The 14,807-nt window shown below is 52.3% G+C and carries 15 protein-coding genes and 1 pseudogene; 1 reads left to right on the top strand and 15 read right to left on the bottom strand.

The window, feature by feature from the left end; translation table 11 throughout:
- Positions 1 to 7: 7 nt before the first annotated feature.
- The 11 genes from BEB54_RS07040 to pspA form a co-directional block, all read right to left on the bottom strand.
- Complete coding sequence (locus BEB54_RS07040; RefSeq protein ID WP_105267385.1) at positions 8 to 796, bottom strand: sugar phosphate isomerase/epimerase family protein; 789 nt, start codon at positions 794 to 796, stop codon at positions 8 to 10.
- A gap of 16 nt (positions 797 to 812) precedes the next feature.
- Complete coding sequence (locus BEB54_RS07035) at positions 813 to 1,865, bottom strand: zinc-dependent alcohol dehydrogenase (RefSeq protein WP_039020821.1); 1,053 nt, start codon at positions 1,863 to 1,865, stop codon at positions 813 to 815.
- A 30-nt stretch (positions 1,866 to 1,895) separates the two neighbouring features.
- On the bottom strand, positions 1,896 to 2,738 hold the full coding sequence (locus BEB54_RS07030) for a carbohydrate ABC transporter permease (protein WP_088542046.1): 843 nt from the start codon (positions 2,736 to 2,738) through the stop codon (positions 1,896 to 1,898).
- Complete coding sequence (locus BEB54_RS07025; RefSeq protein ID WP_001080790.1) at positions 2,725 to 3,606, bottom strand: carbohydrate ABC transporter permease; 882 nt, start codon at positions 3,604 to 3,606, stop codon at positions 2,725 to 2,727. The genes BEB54_RS07030 and BEB54_RS07025 overlap by 14 nt, the downstream gene beginning before the upstream one ends.
- Positions 3,607 to 3,626: 20 nt before the next feature.
- Positions 3,627 to 4,919, bottom strand: coding sequence for an ABC transporter substrate-binding protein (locus BEB54_RS07020; RefSeq protein WP_000597475.1), 1,293 nt, complete (start codon positions 4,917 to 4,919; stop codon positions 3,627 to 3,629).
- A 13-nt stretch (positions 4,920 to 4,932) separates the two neighbouring features.
- Entirely contained in the window at positions 4,933 to 6,612 is a 1,680-nt protein-coding gene (gene ycjM, locus BEB54_RS07015) for a glucosylglycerate phosphorylase (protein WP_105277398.1), read from the bottom strand.
- A gap of 213 nt (positions 6,613 to 6,825) precedes the next feature.
- Positions 6,826 to 7,140, bottom strand: a complete 315-nt coding sequence (pspE, locus tag BEB54_RS07010; RefSeq protein ID WP_000473128.1) for a thiosulfate sulfurtransferase PspE — start codon at positions 7,138 to 7,140, stop codon at positions 6,826 to 6,828.
- 74 nt (positions 7,141 to 7,214) lie between these two features.
- On the bottom strand, positions 7,215 to 7,436 hold the full coding sequence (gene pspD / locus BEB54_RS07005) for a phage shock protein PspD (protein WP_001295585.1): 222 nt from the start codon (positions 7,434 to 7,436) through the stop codon (positions 7,215 to 7,217).
- Between the two features lie 8 nt (positions 7,437 to 7,444).
- On the bottom strand, positions 7,445 to 7,804 hold the full coding sequence (pspC, locus tag BEB54_RS07000; RefSeq protein WP_000907396.1) for an envelope stress response membrane protein PspC: 360 nt from the start codon (positions 7,802 to 7,804) through the stop codon (positions 7,445 to 7,447).
- A complete protein-coding gene (gene pspB / locus BEB54_RS06995; protein ID WP_001274958.1) occupies positions 7,804 to 8,028 on the bottom strand; it encodes an envelope stress response membrane protein PspB in 225 nt (74 codons plus the stop codon). Before pspB ends, pspC begins: the two co-directional genes overlap by 1 nt.
- A gap of 53 nt (positions 8,029 to 8,081) precedes the next feature.
- A complete protein-coding gene (gene pspA, locus BEB54_RS06990; RefSeq protein ID WP_000511025.1) occupies positions 8,082 to 8,750 on the bottom strand; it encodes a phage shock protein PspA in 669 nt (222 codons plus the stop codon).
- A 166-nt stretch (positions 8,751 to 8,916) separates the two neighbouring features.
- On the opposite strand from pspA, the gene pspF reads away from it, so the two are divergent.
- The gene (pspF, locus tag BEB54_RS06985) at positions 8,917 to 9,894 is read left to right on the top strand and encodes a phage shock protein operon transcriptional activator (RefSeq protein ID WP_000852835.1); all 978 of its coding nucleotides are present in this window, start codon (positions 8,917 to 8,919) and stop codon (positions 9,892 to 9,894) included.
- A gap of 118 nt (positions 9,895 to 10,012) precedes the next feature.
- On the opposite strand, the pseudogene puuE reads toward pspF, so the two are convergent.
- The 4 genes and pseudogenes from puuE to puuR form a co-directional block, all read right to left on the bottom strand.
- Positions 10,013 to 11,277 (bottom strand): annotated as a pseudogene (gene puuE / locus BEB54_RS06980) (4-aminobutyrate transaminase).
- Positions 11,278 to 11,314: 37 nt separating this feature from the next.
- Positions 11,315 to 12,595 (bottom strand): gamma-glutamylputrescine oxidase, encoded by a 1,281-nt coding sequence (gene puuB / locus BEB54_RS06975; protein WP_088542049.1) that lies wholly within the window; start codon positions 12,593 to 12,595, stop codon positions 11,315 to 11,317.
- Position 12,596: 1 nt separating this feature from the next.
- Positions 12,597 to 14,084 carry an aldehyde dehydrogenase PuuC gene (gene puuC, locus BEB54_RS06970; RefSeq protein WP_105277397.1) on the bottom strand — a complete coding sequence of 496 codons (1,488 nt, stop codon included), beginning with the start codon at positions 14,082 to 14,084 and terminating at the stop codon, positions 12,597 to 12,599.
- A gap of 149 nt (positions 14,085 to 14,233) precedes the next feature.
- Positions 14,234 to 14,791 (bottom strand): HTH-type transcriptional regulator PuuR, encoded by a 558-nt coding sequence (gene puuR, locus BEB54_RS06965; protein ID WP_001278727.1) that lies wholly within the window; start codon positions 14,789 to 14,791, stop codon positions 14,234 to 14,236.
- Positions 14,792 to 14,807: the final 16 nt, after the last annotated feature.

Below are 14,807 nucleotides of genomic sequence, written 5' to 3'. Positions count from 1 at the left end.
AGACCTCTTAGCAGGTGCGCAACCAGGCCAAAGAATCACGGTACGCCTGAGCAGGATCTTCTGCCCGGATACGCCCTTCATATACCACATAGCCCTGATAGTTATCGGCGCGCAACTGTTCAAACAGCGCGTGGAAATCGAGGGTGCCGCTGCCCGGCTGATAGCGATGGTTATCGGCAATATGCACATGACCAAGCAGGTCACGGTTGTCATGCAGCGCCTGCGCCAGGTTATCCTCTTCGATGTTCATGTGATAGAAATCGCCGATAATCTGCACATGTTTAAGGTTGTTTTCGACGATGTAACGACGAGCATCGGCGAGCGTGTTGATCATGTGGTCCTGATAGCGGTTTAGCGGTTCGAGATACACCACCGTTCCGGTACGCGCGGCTACCTTCTCCAGGAAACGCAGGGAATCGCTCACCATTTGACGATCGCCATCCAGGCTGCGCGGCGAGGTCATCGGCGGTAAGCGAAAGGTAAACATGCCCCACGCTGCTGGAACGACAATACCTTTGCCGCCCACTTCCGCCAGCGCCTCAAGAATGCGCTCGATCTGCTTTAAACCATTAAGACGACGTTCTTCGATAAAGTCCCCAATCCAGCCGTCATAACCGCCGCAGGCAGTGGTCACCGGTAAACCGGTTTCTTTGATCGCTGATTTGACTTCTTCGAGATTGTTGACCAGCAGTTTGCCGTCAATCTCAAAACCATCAAAACCCATCTCTTTGATATAACGAAATTTCTCCAGAATATTTTCCGGAAAGAAGGCCTGATTCTGTGTGCCGATTTTCATTTTTCCGTCCTTAGAATTAAAAAGTTACGCCCATTTTGATGCTTTGTTCCGGATGCTGGTCGACATACTGCATGTAGCTTTCCGGGCTGTTAGCAAAGGTCACCACCGGGTCGATTAAATCTTCACAATTGAGATAACCGTTCATCAGCAGTTCCCAGCAGGTTTCTTCAATACGCTTGCGGCTCCAGCGCGGATAATCCGGGTTCGGTTCACTGCACGCACGAGAGAAGACAATTTTGGCGTTGTTGAAATGCGCTTCGCGTCCGAGGTTAAAACCTTCAGCAAACGGTTTGGCAAACGCAACATAGGAGATGGTGCCGCCATAAGCCAGGCCGCGCAGTGCCGATTGCAGCGCGTCGGCGTAGCCGCTGGTTTCGATAATCACATCGGCACCCTGCTTGCCGGTCAGCGTTTTAATCTCTTTGCCTACATCCGTGCCAATGGGGTTAAGGCAGAAATCCGCCCCGTGGCGACGGGCAATATCACAGCGATGAGCGATAGGATCGACACCAATCACCACCGACGCGCCAGCGCGTTTTGCCAGTTGAATGGCAATTTGACCAATCGCACCAAGCCCGACTACCACCACAAAATCGCCCACGCGCACGTTGGCATCGCGCACGCCGCTCATGGCAAACTGCGCCGGGTCGTAACAGACGGCGTTTTTCCACGAGCTACCTTGCGGCATCTTGCGCAGTTTGTAGTTATTCACCGCGTTAATGATGACCGTTTCGGAAAGCGGGCCGTAGCCGCATACGCTGTCACCCACCGCGTAGTCGGTAACGTCGCTGCCGCACTCGATAATGTCGCCAACCACCATGTTGCCAAGCTGGAACTTGCCAAACTCAATGCCGCGCGGCGCATCTGCCGGACGGGGGGTGAACATCTGCCATTCGCCATTAAAGTCTTCATCGATAAACGGGCTGGCGGCGCGGAAATCGACCACTTCCGTCCCGTGTTTCGGCGCGCCGAACCGCACGCGGATCTTCACTTCATTGGCTGAAATCGCCCTGTCTTCATACTCCACCAACGCGGCAACGCGCGGTGCTGTGGCTACTAACTTTTTCATGTAAAACTCCTTGTCAAGAAACTGGCCGCTTTAGCCCTTCACGCCACCGGCGGTCAAACCACTCTTAATAAAACGTTCCGAAAGTGCATACATAATCACCACCGGCAATGCGGTCACCAGCGAGGCCGCCATCATTCGGCCCCAGATGTAATCAGGGGTACTGAACAGCGCGTTCAGGCCCACCGGTAAGGTGAAATTGCTGGCGCTGGAGAGGAAAATCGAGGCAAACAGATAGTCGTTCCACGCCACCATAAAGCAGTAGACGAACACGGATATCAGCCCGGACATCGCCAGCGGTACCGTGATGCGGAAGATGATTTGCAGCCGGTTGAGGCCATCCATCATCGCCGCTTCTTCGATTTCATCGGGGATGGTGTCGAAGTAGCTTTTCAGCATAAACACAGCGGTAGGCAGGGTTTGCGTCACCATGGTGATGATCAGCGCCATCTCGGTGTCATAAACGCCAAGCGCGGTGATGATTTTGAACAGCGGCACCACCAGCAAAATGCCGGAGAACATGTACACCGTGTAGAAGCTGGCGTTGATGGTCATTCGCCCTTTAAAGCGCAGGCGGGAAAGCGCGTAAGCCCCAAGAATGCCGAGAAATACTGCTATCACGGATGAAACTACCGACACCACCATGCTGTTACGGAAATAATCGACAAACGGGAAAATCACCGGGTTAAAAATGTCGACGTAATGCTCCAGCGTCCACTGCTGTGGCAGCAGCGTAGGATGCAGCGAGATCGCCTCTTTCGCGCTTTTGAACGAGGTCATCAGCATCACAAAAAACGGAAACAGCGTGATGATGAGAAACAGCGCCAGCCCGCAGTAAAAACCGATGCGACTGAGTGTGCGTTTATTTGTTGCCATTGAGGTTCACCCGTTTTCTGGTCAGCAGAATGACAGCGAAAATAATGATGAAGAGCACCACTGAGATCGCCGCCGCTTTCCCTAAGTCATTAAAGGCAAAGGCGGTTTTGTAGAGATAGACGCCGAGAATATCGACCTTGGTCGTCAGCAAATAAACGTCAGCGAACATGTAGAACATCCAGATGGTACGCAGAGTCACCACCGTCGCCAGGACCGGCATAATCGCGGGCAGCGTGACGATGCGAAACCGTTGCCAGGCATTCGCGCCGTCCATCTCTGCCGCTTCGTACAACGATTTATCAATGGTCTGCAAAATCGCCAGAAACGAGATAAAGGCATACGGGAAGTAGCGCCAGATGGCGAACAGCACCACCAGCACAAAACTACTGCCCGGGTTATCGAACCACAGCGGCGCCTGCTCATAGAGATGCAGAAGATCGACGCCAAGGTAGTTCACAATGCCGTAGCCGTTGTTGAACATGTATTTCCAGGCGAACACCAGTGAAATGGATGGCGTTACGTAGGAGAGGATCACCAACGAACGCGCGGTCTTGCGCAGGCGAAACTCGCGGTTGAAAAACATCGCCACTGCCAGCCCGAGCACGGTGCTGCCCGCCACCACCAGCGCGGTATACCAGACCGTCATCCACAGCGAGTGCCAGAAGCCGGGATCGGAGAGAATACGCACATAGTTGCTCACCCCAACAAACGTTGACTCGATGTTGGGATTAAGCGGCAGACGTAAAAAACTGATTTCGATATTCGACACCATCGGCCACGCCACCAGACCGCCCAGCAGTAATAAGCTGGGCGCGAGAAGCAACAGCGCAAAGGGCATATCGGAACGACCTGAAAAAAGCCTGTTCATTGCGGATTCCTGTCCTGGGATTAGTGCTGTTCGATCAGTTCATCCAGCTTTTTCTGGCTCGCTTGCAGCGTGGTAGAGAGATCGGCTTTCCCCACGGTGACGTTATGCACCATTGAACTCACCACACCAGAGCCCGTGACATCGCCCATGCGGGTAAAGTTTTTGTCCCCTACCGCACCAAAAACCTGAATGTTTGGCAATTCGCTAATCAACTGATTCGGCAAGTCTCCCAGCGCCTTAATCACGTCGTTATCTTTCCAGGTGGCAGTCGTCACAACCGCTTTGTTCACCGGCAGCGCCGCGCCTGGCGACATCATCACCCAGTCGGCAATGTTGTCTGCCTGCTCCATAAAGGTGACAAATTTTTCCGCCGCTTCCGTCTCTTCGCTTTTTTGCCCGGCGGTAATGGTCAGCGAGGTCAACATGCCGTAGACCGCCGAGTTTTTCTCGGTTGGCACCACGAAACCGACATTTTTCGGGTCACCTTCTTTAATCACAGCCGGAAGGATATAGGTGGAGTAAATCGCCATCGGCGCAGTGCCGTTCATAAAGGCGTCTTTCACTTCCATAATGTCGTTAGAGCCCGGCATGGTGTTGGCAGCAAGGTCGCGGTAATAGGTCAGCGCCTGCATCATCTCCGGCGTATCAAGGGTGATTTTGCCTTCGGCGTTAAAAACGTTGGCCTGATTGGATAACGCAAACTGAGAGAACGATTGTTCCGTCAGTACGCTTTCTGCCGTCGGCAGTGCAATACCGTATTTTTTATTCGCCGGATCGTTCAGTTTCTGTGCGACATCCAGCAACTGTTGCCAGTTTTTCGGCTCATCCAGCCCGGCTTTTGCCAGGACATCTTTGCGATACCAGATACCGCCAATCCATGCGCTGACAGGAACACCGGTCCAGGCGCTACCATCTTCGGTGCGCACAATCCGCAGAACGCCGTCATAAAACGCGCCTTCACCGACATTACTGATGACCGTAGCAACCGCTTTGCGATCGATAAGCTGTTCTTTGTCCATCACTTTCGCGTAGTCATGGCTGGTTTCGATCACTTCCGGCAGCGAGCCGCTACGGGAAAGGGTGATGACTTTGGTGTTATAAGCATCTTCTTCCACCGGCACCTGTTTAACAGTGATGCCTGGGTTTTCTTTTTCAAAACGCGCAATTAACTGACTAATTACCGCCTGGCGTTCCTGTTCCACCGAAGAATGCATAAACTCGATGGAAACATTCGTTTTATTTTCTTCTTTACAACCTGAAATCAGGGCGCAGGAAACCAGTGCTGATAACAGCACGATTTTTGATTTAATCATGAGATGTTCCTTTTTATTTAATCCACATAACCTGCCAGGGGCGCAGCGTTATTTCATTACCCACTATATCAACTTCACTAATCAGATCCCGACCGTGCAGGTCAGTAATATTTATATGCTGAATATTTTCACTGACATTAAACAATCCTGTCAGACAATTACCATCCGCGTTGCTTCTTTGAATACGCATTACGGATGAATTAACCGTATCGATGGTAAAATCATTATCTGGATGAAACTCGTTATGACTGCGACGAATTTTAATTAGTCGCGACAATTCATGATATACCGCGTGCCTTAACGTCGCTTTATTGTTCAGTTCGGTCGTGATCTCTTCGCTGGTGTATTTTTTACGGTTAATCGCACGGTTATATCCCAGTTTTTCGACACCTGCGTAATCATTACGCGAGCCCAGAATACTTTGAATATATATCGCTGGCACACCGGGGAAAATTAACAAAATCGCATGGGCAAGGATAAACCTGGCGCAACGTTCTTCATCGCTACTCTCGCTGCGGCTTAACGCATCCATATAAGTGACATTCATTTCATACGGACTGCGCGTACCATCGGGATTATTTTTCCAGTTTACTAATGCCCCTTCCTGCTGTAACGCCTCGACTAGCGCTAATATCTCGCTTTCAGGCAACAAGCCTCGCAGTGGGTTAAGCCCAATACCATCATGAGACGCGAGGAAGTTAAACCAGGTGGTTTTACTGGAAGGCAACGTCAGACTTTGCGCCCACTGGCACAGCGCCTCGACGTTCTGTTTTTGCACCGCATGTAACACCAGCGGCGGCAGTGAGAACTGGTACACCATATGCGCTTCGTCATCACCGTTTCCAAAGTAAGCAATGTTGTCTTTGTGCGGAACATTGGTCTCGGTAATGATCACTGTACCTGGTGCTACGTCATCAATAATCGACCGTAACAGCTTGATAATCAGATGTGTTTTTTCCAGATGGATGCAGCTTGTTCCCGGCTCTTTCCACATAAAGCCAACGGCATCCAGGCGGACATACTCAGCACCTTTCTCAAGGTAACACAGTAAAACATCCACCATCGCCAGTAACACTTCAGGGCTACGGTAATTCAGGTCAATTTGATCGTCGCTAAAGGTGGTCCATAAATGGCGCGTTGAATGATCGCGCATCTGGAATGGCGTTAATAACGGTAACGCACGCGGGCGAGTGACGGCGCTGAGATCGGTTTGCGGGTCAACGGCAATAAAAAAATCTTCAAAGCCTGGCTGCTGCTGTAAATAGTTTTTAAACCATTCACTTTTTGCCGACATATGGTTGCAGACAAAATCAAACATTAAATGACTGCATTCACCGAGTTGCTGAATATCCTGCCACTCCCCCGCTTCACTGGCGACCTGATGATAATCAATTACCGAAAAGCCATCATCAGATGACCATGGATAAAACGGCAACAAATGAACATGTGAAAAAATGCTTTGCAGCCAGTGATGGTAAAACTGATTAAATGTGGGTAGTGGTTTTAAATCATTACTGTGAAATTGATCGGCATAGGTAATTAACACGACATCACTTTCATCCCAGTGTTTTTTACGTCGCTGTGTAATTAATCTTTTCGCACTCTCAAGACGCGTTACAAGTTTCTGTAAATGAGTCGCGGTAAATGTTCCACCGTAGATTTCGTCCAGGTAATCCGTAATTTTCTGTTTCATGTTGCCTTTCCGTGGTAGCGGTCCCATGAGACGAGAGACTACTCCGCAGAAAATAAACTGTCAATTGAGCACAAGGGTTTTAGTCACGCAGGAAATCATTTTTTACCAGGGAAAAAGCGTATTTGTGAGCTGACGCAAATAATCTATGGGGATGTAAATAAGGTGTGACAGAAAAAGTAAACGGCGCATAAGCGCCGCTTAGGGTGGATTCTTTTAACCTTTGACTTTCGGCATTGCGATGTCTTTCAGGCCGCCAGCGTTCTCAACGTGGGTATATCCCATCTCGCTAAGGATCTCTTTTGCCTGTCCTGACTGGCGTCCGGCATTGCAATACACTTTCACGGTGTCGTTTTTATCCGGAACGGCGGTGGCAATGCGCTCTTTCACTTCCTTCAGGGGAATATTGATGGCTCCCTGAACGTGCTCTTGCTGATACTGCTCTGGAACACGAACATCGATCCAGTGTTCAGCGGCGAAAACGGGCAGTGAAAACACCAGTGTCAGAGCAAGTAAGCCTTTTTTAAACATGTAAGCGTCCTTCTATGGATGAAAATTGCCATCCATAATACGCCTTAGCTTTAACAATTTTTGCGAAACTCCCCTCACCTTTTATAACGCTGCGCCAGTTTATTGGCAGCCCGACTTAACAGCGGTTCCAGCGCCACGGCCAGCAACATTTTCAGCGGTCGGCGAGCAACTGATTTTATCGCCCAGCCAGCTACACCTGCCGGGCCATAGCGCAGTGCGGTAAGAAGTACCAGCTTGCCTGCTAATTTGAAACCAGGCTTCACCTTTTGCCCGGCCTGTTGCCAGCGAGTATTCATAACTTTCCTCACAGTTGACGGAAACGGCTACGTAACGTAAAAGTATCGGAAGTGACATAACGTTCCATCTCGCGTAAACGCGTTTCACTTGCCGCCAGTTCACGATCGACTTCATCTAACAATTCGCTGCTGGAAGGCAGTTGTTCACCAAACGCCATGTTGTCAGGCATTGGATCAAGCGCAAATGACAAAATGATGTAAGCAACCAGGGTAAACAGCGCCAGGCCGAAGAAAATCGACAGCACCACCAGGATACGTACCAGTTTTACCGGTACATCAAAATAGTTGGCAATCCCGGCGCAGACGCCGCGTACCATGCCCCGCTGTGGAATACGCCATAATTTTTTATTGAGATTAATGCCCGCCATTAGCGATCCCTCCAGTTCGGATGTTCTGCATCAAGAATGGATTCCAGTGCCTGAATACGTTCGCGCATCCGTTTTGCTTCATCAGCCAGTTGCGCTAATCGTTGCTGCTCACTTTGCGACAATTCACCGCGACCGGAACGATTGCTGTAATGCAGCCATAACCAGATCGGTAAAACAAACAGCACAAAAATGGTTAACGGAATAGCCAGAAATAGCGCGCTCATAAGGACTCCTTAGACGATGAGCGGCGGCGCGTTCGGACGCCGCCTGGATGTTATTATTGATTGTCTTGCTTCATTTTGGCTTTTAATTGTGCCAGTTGCTCGCTGATTGCATCATCCGCTTTCAGTTCGGCAAACTGATCGTCCAGCGATTTTTGTTTACCGAAGCTGTGGCTTTCTGCTTCCGCTTCCATCTGGTCAATTCGACGTTCGAAAGATTCGAAACGAGCCATTGCTTCATCCAGTTTGCCACTGTCCAGCTGACGACGCACATCGCGCGACGAGTTTGCGGCCTGATGGCGTAACATCAATGCCTGCTGGCGAGCGCGTGTTTCGCTCAATTTGTTTTCCAGCTCGCCAATCTCTTTCTTCATGCGTGCCAGCGTATCGTCCACCAGCGTCACTTCATGTTCCAGGCTCTTAATCAGATCGGTCAGTTTCTGTTTTTCAATTAACGCCGCACGCGCCAGATCTTCTCTCTCTTTCAGCAGCGCCAGTTCGGCTTTTTCCTGCCATTCAACTTCACGCGCCGACGCTTGTTCAATACGGCGAGTCAGCTGTTTCTTTTCTGCCAGCGCACGCGCCGAAGTAGAACGTACTTCAACCAGTGTATCTTCCATCTCCTGGATCATCAGACGCACCAGTTTCTGTGGATCTTCCGCTTTCTCTAACAGAGCGTTGATGTTGGCATTCACGATGTCGGCAAAGCGAGAAAAAATACCCATAATGTTGTCCTCTTGATTTCTGCGTTCAGGATTGTCCTGCTGAACTATTAATACAATTTGCGTGCCAATTTTTTATCTTTTTGATTTATAAAGATCTGATTGAAGAATCAACAGCAACATGCCAGGATGAGTTAGCGAATTACACTAACAAGTGGCGAATTTCATCATGGCAGAATACAAAGATAATTTACTCGGTGAGGCGAACAGCTTTCTCGAAGTGCTGGAACAGGTTTCGCATCTCGCACCGCTGGACAAACCGGTGCTCATCATCGGCGAGCGCGGCACAGGTAAAGAGCTGATTGCCAGCCGTCTGCATTATCTCTCCTCCCGTTGGCAGGGGCCGTTTATTTCCCTTAACTGCGCGGCGTTAAATGAAAATCTGCTGGATTCCGAACTGTTTGGTCACGAAGCGGGCGCGTTTACCGGTGCGCAAAAACGTCATCCAGGGAGATTTGAACGTGCCGACGGCGGTACGCTATTTCTTGATGAACTCGCTACGGCACCGATGATGGTGCAAGAAAAATTATTGCGCGTGATTGAGTACGGTGAACTGGAGCGCGTTGGCGGCAGCCAGCCATTGCAGGTGAATGTGCGGTTGGTATGCGCGACGAATGCCGATCTCCCGGCGATGGTCAATGAAGGTACTTTTCGCGCTGACCTGCTCGACCGGCTGGCTTTCGATGTAGTGCAACTGCCGCCCCTGCGCGAGCGCGAAAGCGACATTATGCTGATGGCAGAACACTTTGCCATTCAGATGTGTCGGGAAATCAAGCTGCCTCTGTTCCCGGGTTTTACGGAGCGCGCCAGAGAAACATTGCTGAATTATCGCTGGCCGGGAAATATTCGTGAATTGAAAAACGTGGTGGAACGTTCGGTGTATCGCCACGGCACCAGCGATTATCCGCTTGATGACATTATTATTGATCCTTTTAAACGGCGTCCGCCTGAAGACGCTATCGCCGTTTCAGAAACCACCTCGCTTCCAACGCTGCCGCTGGATTTACGTGAGTTTCAGATGCAGCAGGAAAAAGAGTTACTGCAACTCAGTTTGCAACAAGGGAAATATAACCAGAAGCGCGCGGCTGAATTACTGGGGTTAACCTATCATCAGTTCCGCGCGTTGTTGAAAAAGCACCAGATTTAGCGAAGTTGGGCATACAACTTGCCGGATGCGGCGTGAACGTCTTATCCGGCATACATAATCAATACGTCGTTTGCAGGCCTGATAAGCGCAGCGCATCAGACATTATTGCGTTGGGCTATTAATCGCTCAGCGCATCCTGCAAAATTTTCATTGCCGCATCGAACTGCGCGTCCGGGATGGTCAGCGGGTACAGGAAACGAATCACGTTGCCGTACGCGCCGCAGGTCAGCAGTAACAGCCCCTGCGCCAGCGCGCGCTGCTGAATTTTCTGCGCAATGGCGGCGGAAGGCTCGCCCGTTTGCGGGTCGTTAAACTCCGCCGCAATCATCGACCCCAGACCGCGTACCGCCGCGATGGCCGGAACGCTTTCTTTGGCATCAATCAACGTATTTGTCAGACGCTGGCCCAGTTGATTAGCGCGTTCACAGAGTGATTCTTTGTCGATAATGTTGAGCACCGCGTGCGCGGCAGCCACCGCCAGCGGGTTCCCGGCGTAGGTACCACCAAGCCCGCCCGGCGCGGGCGCGTCCATAATATTCGCGTTACCGACCACGCCCGAAAGCGGCATCCCGCCCGCGAGGCTTTTCGCCATCGTCATTAAGTCCGGCTTATCGGCGTAGTGATCCATGGCAAACAGTTTACCGGTACGCGCAAAGCCGCTTTGCACTTCATCGGCAATCATCACAATACCGTGCTCGTCGCACAGGCGGCGAATGGCGGCAACCAGCTCTTTTGGCGCAACGTTGAAACCGCCTTCGCCCTGCACCGGTTCGAAAATAATCGCCGCCACCTGCTTCGCTTCAATGTCCGATTTAAACAAGCGTTCGATGGCATCGAGGGAGTCCTGCGTTGAAACGCCATGTAAATCTGACGGATAAGGTACGTGATACACCGAACCGGGGAACGGGCCGAAGCCGATTTTGTACGGCGCGACCTTTCCGGTCAGCGCCATGGTCATATATGTACGACCGTGGAAGCCGCCGCTAAACGCAATCACGCCAGGGCGTCCGGTATGGGCGCGGGCGATTTTCACCGCGTTCTCCACCGCTTCCGCACCGGTGGTGAAGAACGCAGTTTTAGCCTGCCCGCTCACCGGGTAAGGGCGTTGATTTTCTCCGCCAGGGTGACGTAGCTTTCGTACGGCACAATCTGATACGCCGTGTGGGTAAACTGTTGCAATTGCTGCTCCACCGCCGCGACCAGATCAGGGTGGCGATGCCCGGTATTCAGCACCGCAATGCCTGCGGCGAAATCGATATATTCGTTGCCCTCTACATCCTTCAGCGTGGCGTTTTCTGCCGACTGGGCGAAGAAGTTACACATCACGCCAACCCCGCGTGGGGTAGCAGAAAGACGACGCTGATGGAATTCATTGTTGCTCATGTTTCACACCTTTTGACTCTTCACTGTTAATCGGAAATTAAACGCCCAGACGATCGCGCAGGCTGTAATAAGCCGCGCCCATCGCGGTAAATGGCACGCGCAGCGTGCGCCCGCCGGGGAACGGGTAATGCGGCAGATTGGCGAAGGCGTCGAAGCGTTCGGCGTCACCGCGCAGCAGTTCAGCAATCAAACGCCCGGCAAGATGGGTACAGGTGACGCCGTGGCCGCTGTAACCCTGCATGTAATAGATGTTGGTATCAAGGCGACCGAACTGCGGCATGCGCGACAAGGTCAGCAGGAAGTTGCCCGTCCAGCGGTAATCAATTTTCACGCCCTTCAGCTGCGGGAAGGTTTTCAGCAGTTTCGGCACAACAAGACGCTCAACATCATCCGGGTCACGCGCGCCGTACACCACGCCGCCGCCGTACAGCAGGCGGTTATCCGCGGTAAGACGGTAGTAATCGAGCAGGTAGTTACAGTCTTCCACGCAGTAGTTTTTCGGGATCAGCGAACGGGCCAAATCATCCGACAGTGGTTCAGTGGTGATCACCTGCGTGCCGCACGGCATACTGCGTTTCGCCAGCTCCGGCTCCACTTTATCGCCCAGATACGCATTCCCGGCGACAATCACATACTTCGCCGTCACCTGACCATTGGCCGTGCGCACAACGGCTGGCGTGGTGTGCTGGATCTGCGTCACCGCAGAAAGCTCATACACGCGTCCACCGTTCAGACGGATGGCGTCGGCTTCACCAATGGCGAGGTTCAGCGGGTGAATATGTCCACCGCTGTGATCCAGCAGCGCACCCGTGTAGCGATCGCTGGCGACTTCGCGGCGAATGGCGTTGGCGTCCAGCAATTCAAGCTGTTTGTTACCGTAGCGTTCCCAGTTCTCTTTCTGCTCTTCGAGTGTGGCGAGTTGTTTATCATTCATCGCCACAAACAGGCCGCCGGGGCGATAGTCGCAGTCAATCTGATAACGTTTGATACGTTCGCGGATGATCTCGCCACCCTCGAACATCATGCTGCCGAGCATACGGGCGGTATCCATGCCGTAGCTTTTTTCGATAACGTCGATGTCGCGGCTGTAGGAGTTCACAAGCTGCCCGCCGTTGCGTCCGCTTGCGCCGAAGCCGATGCGTGAGGCTTCAAGAACCACCACGTCAAAGCCCGCTTCCGCCAGATGCAGCGCGGAGGAAAGCCCGGTATAGCCGCCGCCGACCACGCAAACGTCGCAGGAAATCGACTCATTCAGCGTGTCGAATGGCGCGTATTTATTCGCACTGGCGGCGTAATAACTGCTGGTATGTTCGGTCATTTCAGGCCTCCAGGCTTATCCAGATGGTTTTCAGTTCGGTGAATTTTTCAAGGGCGTGCAGGGATTTGTCGCGACCGTTGCCGCTCTGCTTATAGCCGCCAAACGGCACGGTCATATCACCGTCGTTGTAGTTATTGACGAAGACGGAACCGGCTTTCAGGCGGCGACTCATGCGGTGCGCGCGGGAGAGGTCGCGTGTCCATACCGCCGCGCCAAGTCCGTACTGGCTGTCGTTGGCAAGCTGTAGCGCCTGTTCTTCTGATGTGAAACGCGTGACCACCAGCACCGGACCGAAAATCTCTTCGCGGCTTAAGGACGCATTCGGGTCTACATCCACAAAGATGGTCGGGCCGATGGCGGCAGCCAGCTCGGCGTTACGACCATCCAGCAGCAGTTGCCCTGTGCTTTCGCCTTCCCGAATAAAGCTATGCACCGAGTCAGCGTGGGCGCAGTCGATTAAGGTGCCCATGGTGGTTGCGGGATCAAGTGGATGGCCCGGCTGCCAGTTTTGCGCCTGCTGTTTTAACAGGTCTAAGAATTCATCGGCGATGCTCTCTTCCAGCAACAGGCGCGTTCCGGCGATACACACCTGCCCCTGGTTGTAGAAGATGCCTGCTGCGGTGGCGCTTGCTGCCTGTTGCAGATCCGGGCAGTCGGGGAAAACGATGTTGGCGCTTTTGCCGCCTGCTTCCAGCCAGACGCGTTTCATGTTGCTGTCGCCTGCATCTTTCAGCAGCTGTTTCCCGGTACGGGTCGAACCGGTAAAGGCGATGGCATCGATATCGTTATGACGCGACAGCGCCTGCCCCGCTTCATGACCAAAACCGGTCACCACGTTCAGCACGCCATCCGGCAGACCTGCTTCTTTCGCCAGCCCGGCGAGACGAATCGCACTGAGCGGTGATTTTTCAGACGGTTTTAGAATCACGCTGTTTCCCGCCGCCAGCGCCGGGCCGAGTTTCCAGCAGGTCAGCAGCAACGGGAAGTTCCACGGTACAATGGCAGCAATCACGCCCACCGGTTCACGCACGATCATCGCCAGGTCATTGCTACTGGTGGTCGCCACTTCGCCATACACTTTGTCGATCGCTTCGGCGTACCAGCGAATGGCGCGCGCCGCGCCGGGAATATCATCACGCAGACTGTGACGAATCGGTTTGCCGGTGTCGAGAGTTTCCAGCAGTGCCAGCTCTTCGGCGTTGGCTTCCATTAAATCGGCGAGTTTATTCAGTACCGCTTTACGTTTTGCCGGAGAAGAGTGTGACCAGTCGCCGCGTTCAAATACGCCGCGTGCTGCGCTCACCGCACGGTCGATATCGACGCTCTTGCCGCGGGCAATTTTCGCCAGCGGTGCCTGGGTGACCGGATCAACGGTTTCAAAAGTTTCATTTTCCGCCGCAGCAGTATATTCACCGTTAATAAATAAGCGGGTTTCAATGGCGAGACTTAACGCTTTATCCTGCCAGTAAGCCAGATGATGAAAATTCATTATGACTCCTGTTTCACGTGTATCAGATATATGCAGTTTGTGAACGTCAGGGCGCAGAGATCCCCGGGCCGCATGCCCGCTTATTTCTGGCGACATTCTTTATGGATTGCCGGGCGCATTGCGCTTACCCGGCTTACAGAACAAAAAGATTAAAACGTGGTGGGCGTATGGGCGCTGATAATTCGGCAAATACCTGCCGACGTATTACTGAAACTGTGCGGGATGCCGGTATTAATGGCATAACTTTGCCCCGCGACGAGGTGGTAATCCTGACCATTAATCGTCAGAACAATTTCACCTTCCAGTACAGTGCCTATTTCCTCACCCTGATGCTTAATTCTTTCCCCAGTGGTTGTGCCTGGCTGGTACGTTTCAAATATCATCGCCAGCGTACGATTCGGGTTACCGTTATGAACCAGCTTCATTGACACACCCTGACTACCCATTTCAATTAAGTCGTCCTGATTAATGACGACCTGTGGCTCATCAGGTTTTTCCGGCTCGGAAAAGAATTCCGAGAGTGACAGACCATACACCTTCAGCAGCTTTTGCAGCGTACTGATGGCAGGGCTGACTTTATCTTGTTCTATCGTACTGATAGCACTGTGAGTCAGCCCGGAGAGTTCGGCGGCACGACGTTGTGAAAGCCCCTGCTGCTGGCGGATTTCCGACAAGCGTTTTCCTGGCGCCAGTCCCTCATCACTCATATTTGCATTTCCTTAA

This window comes from Escherichia sp. MOD1-EC6021 (assembly GCF_002965245.1).
Classification (GTDB): Bacteria; Pseudomonadota; Gammaproteobacteria; order Enterobacterales; family Enterobacteriaceae; genus Escherichia; species Escherichia coli_F.
Note: the sequence above shows the minus strand (reverse complement) of the source record. Positions and strands in the feature narration are given on the sequence as shown.

What these genes read in the sequence shown, in the direction of transcription:
- BEB54_RS07040 (WP_105267385.1), bottom strand. Translation starts at nt 796, where the DNA reads ATGAAAATCGGCACACAGAATCAGGCCTTCTTTCCGGAAAATATTCTG.
- BEB54_RS07035 (WP_039020821.1), bottom strand. Translation starts at nt 1,865, where the DNA reads ATGAAAAAGTTAGTAGCCACAGCACCGCGCGTTGCCGCGTTGGTGGAG.
- BEB54_RS07030 (WP_088542046.1), bottom strand. Translation starts at nt 2,738, where the DNA reads ATGGCAACAAATAAACGCACACTCAGTCGCATCGGTTTTTACTGCGGG.
- BEB54_RS07025 (WP_001080790.1), bottom strand. Translation starts at nt 3,606, where the DNA reads ATGAACAGGCTTTTTTCAGGTCGTTCCGATATGCCCTTTGCGCTGTTG.
- BEB54_RS07020 (WP_000597475.1), bottom strand. Translation starts at nt 4,919, where the DNA reads ATGATTAAATCAAAAATCGTGCTGTTATCAGCACTGGTTTCCTGCGCC.
- ycjM (WP_105277398.1), bottom strand. Translation starts at nt 6,612, where the DNA reads ATGAAACAGAAAATTACGGATTACCTGGACGAAATCTACGGTGGAACA.
- pspE (WP_000473128.1), bottom strand. Translation starts at nt 7,140, where the DNA reads ATGTTTAAAAAAGGCTTACTTGCTCTGACACTGGTGTTTTCACTGCCC.
- pspD (WP_001295585.1), bottom strand. Translation starts at nt 7,436, where the DNA reads ATGAATACTCGCTGGCAACAGGCCGGGCAAAAGGTGAAGCCTGGTTTC.
- pspC (WP_000907396.1), bottom strand. Translation starts at nt 7,804, where the DNA reads ATGGCGGGCATTAATCTCAATAAAAAATTATGGCGTATTCCACAGCGG.
- pspB (WP_001274958.1), bottom strand. Translation starts at nt 8,028, where the DNA reads ATGAGCGCGCTATTTCTGGCTATTCCGTTAACCATTTTTGTGCTGTTT.
- pspA (WP_000511025.1), bottom strand. Translation starts at nt 8,750, where the DNA reads ATGGGTATTTTTTCTCGCTTTGCCGACATCGTGAATGCCAACATCAAC.
- pspF (WP_000852835.1), top strand. Translation starts at nt 8,917, where the DNA reads ATGGCAGAATACAAAGATAATTTACTCGGTGAGGCGAACAGCTTTCTC.
- puuB (WP_088542049.1), bottom strand. Translation starts at nt 12,595, where the DNA reads ATGACCGAACATACCAGCAGTTATTACGCCGCCAGTGCGAATAAATAC.
- puuC (WP_105277397.1), bottom strand. Translation starts at nt 14,084, where the DNA reads ATGAATTTTCATCATCTGGCTTACTGGCAGGATAAAGCGTTAAGTCTC.
- puuR (WP_001278727.1), bottom strand. Translation starts at nt 14,791, where the DNA reads ATGAGTGATGAGGGACTGGCGCCAGGAAAACGCTTGTCGGAAATCCGC.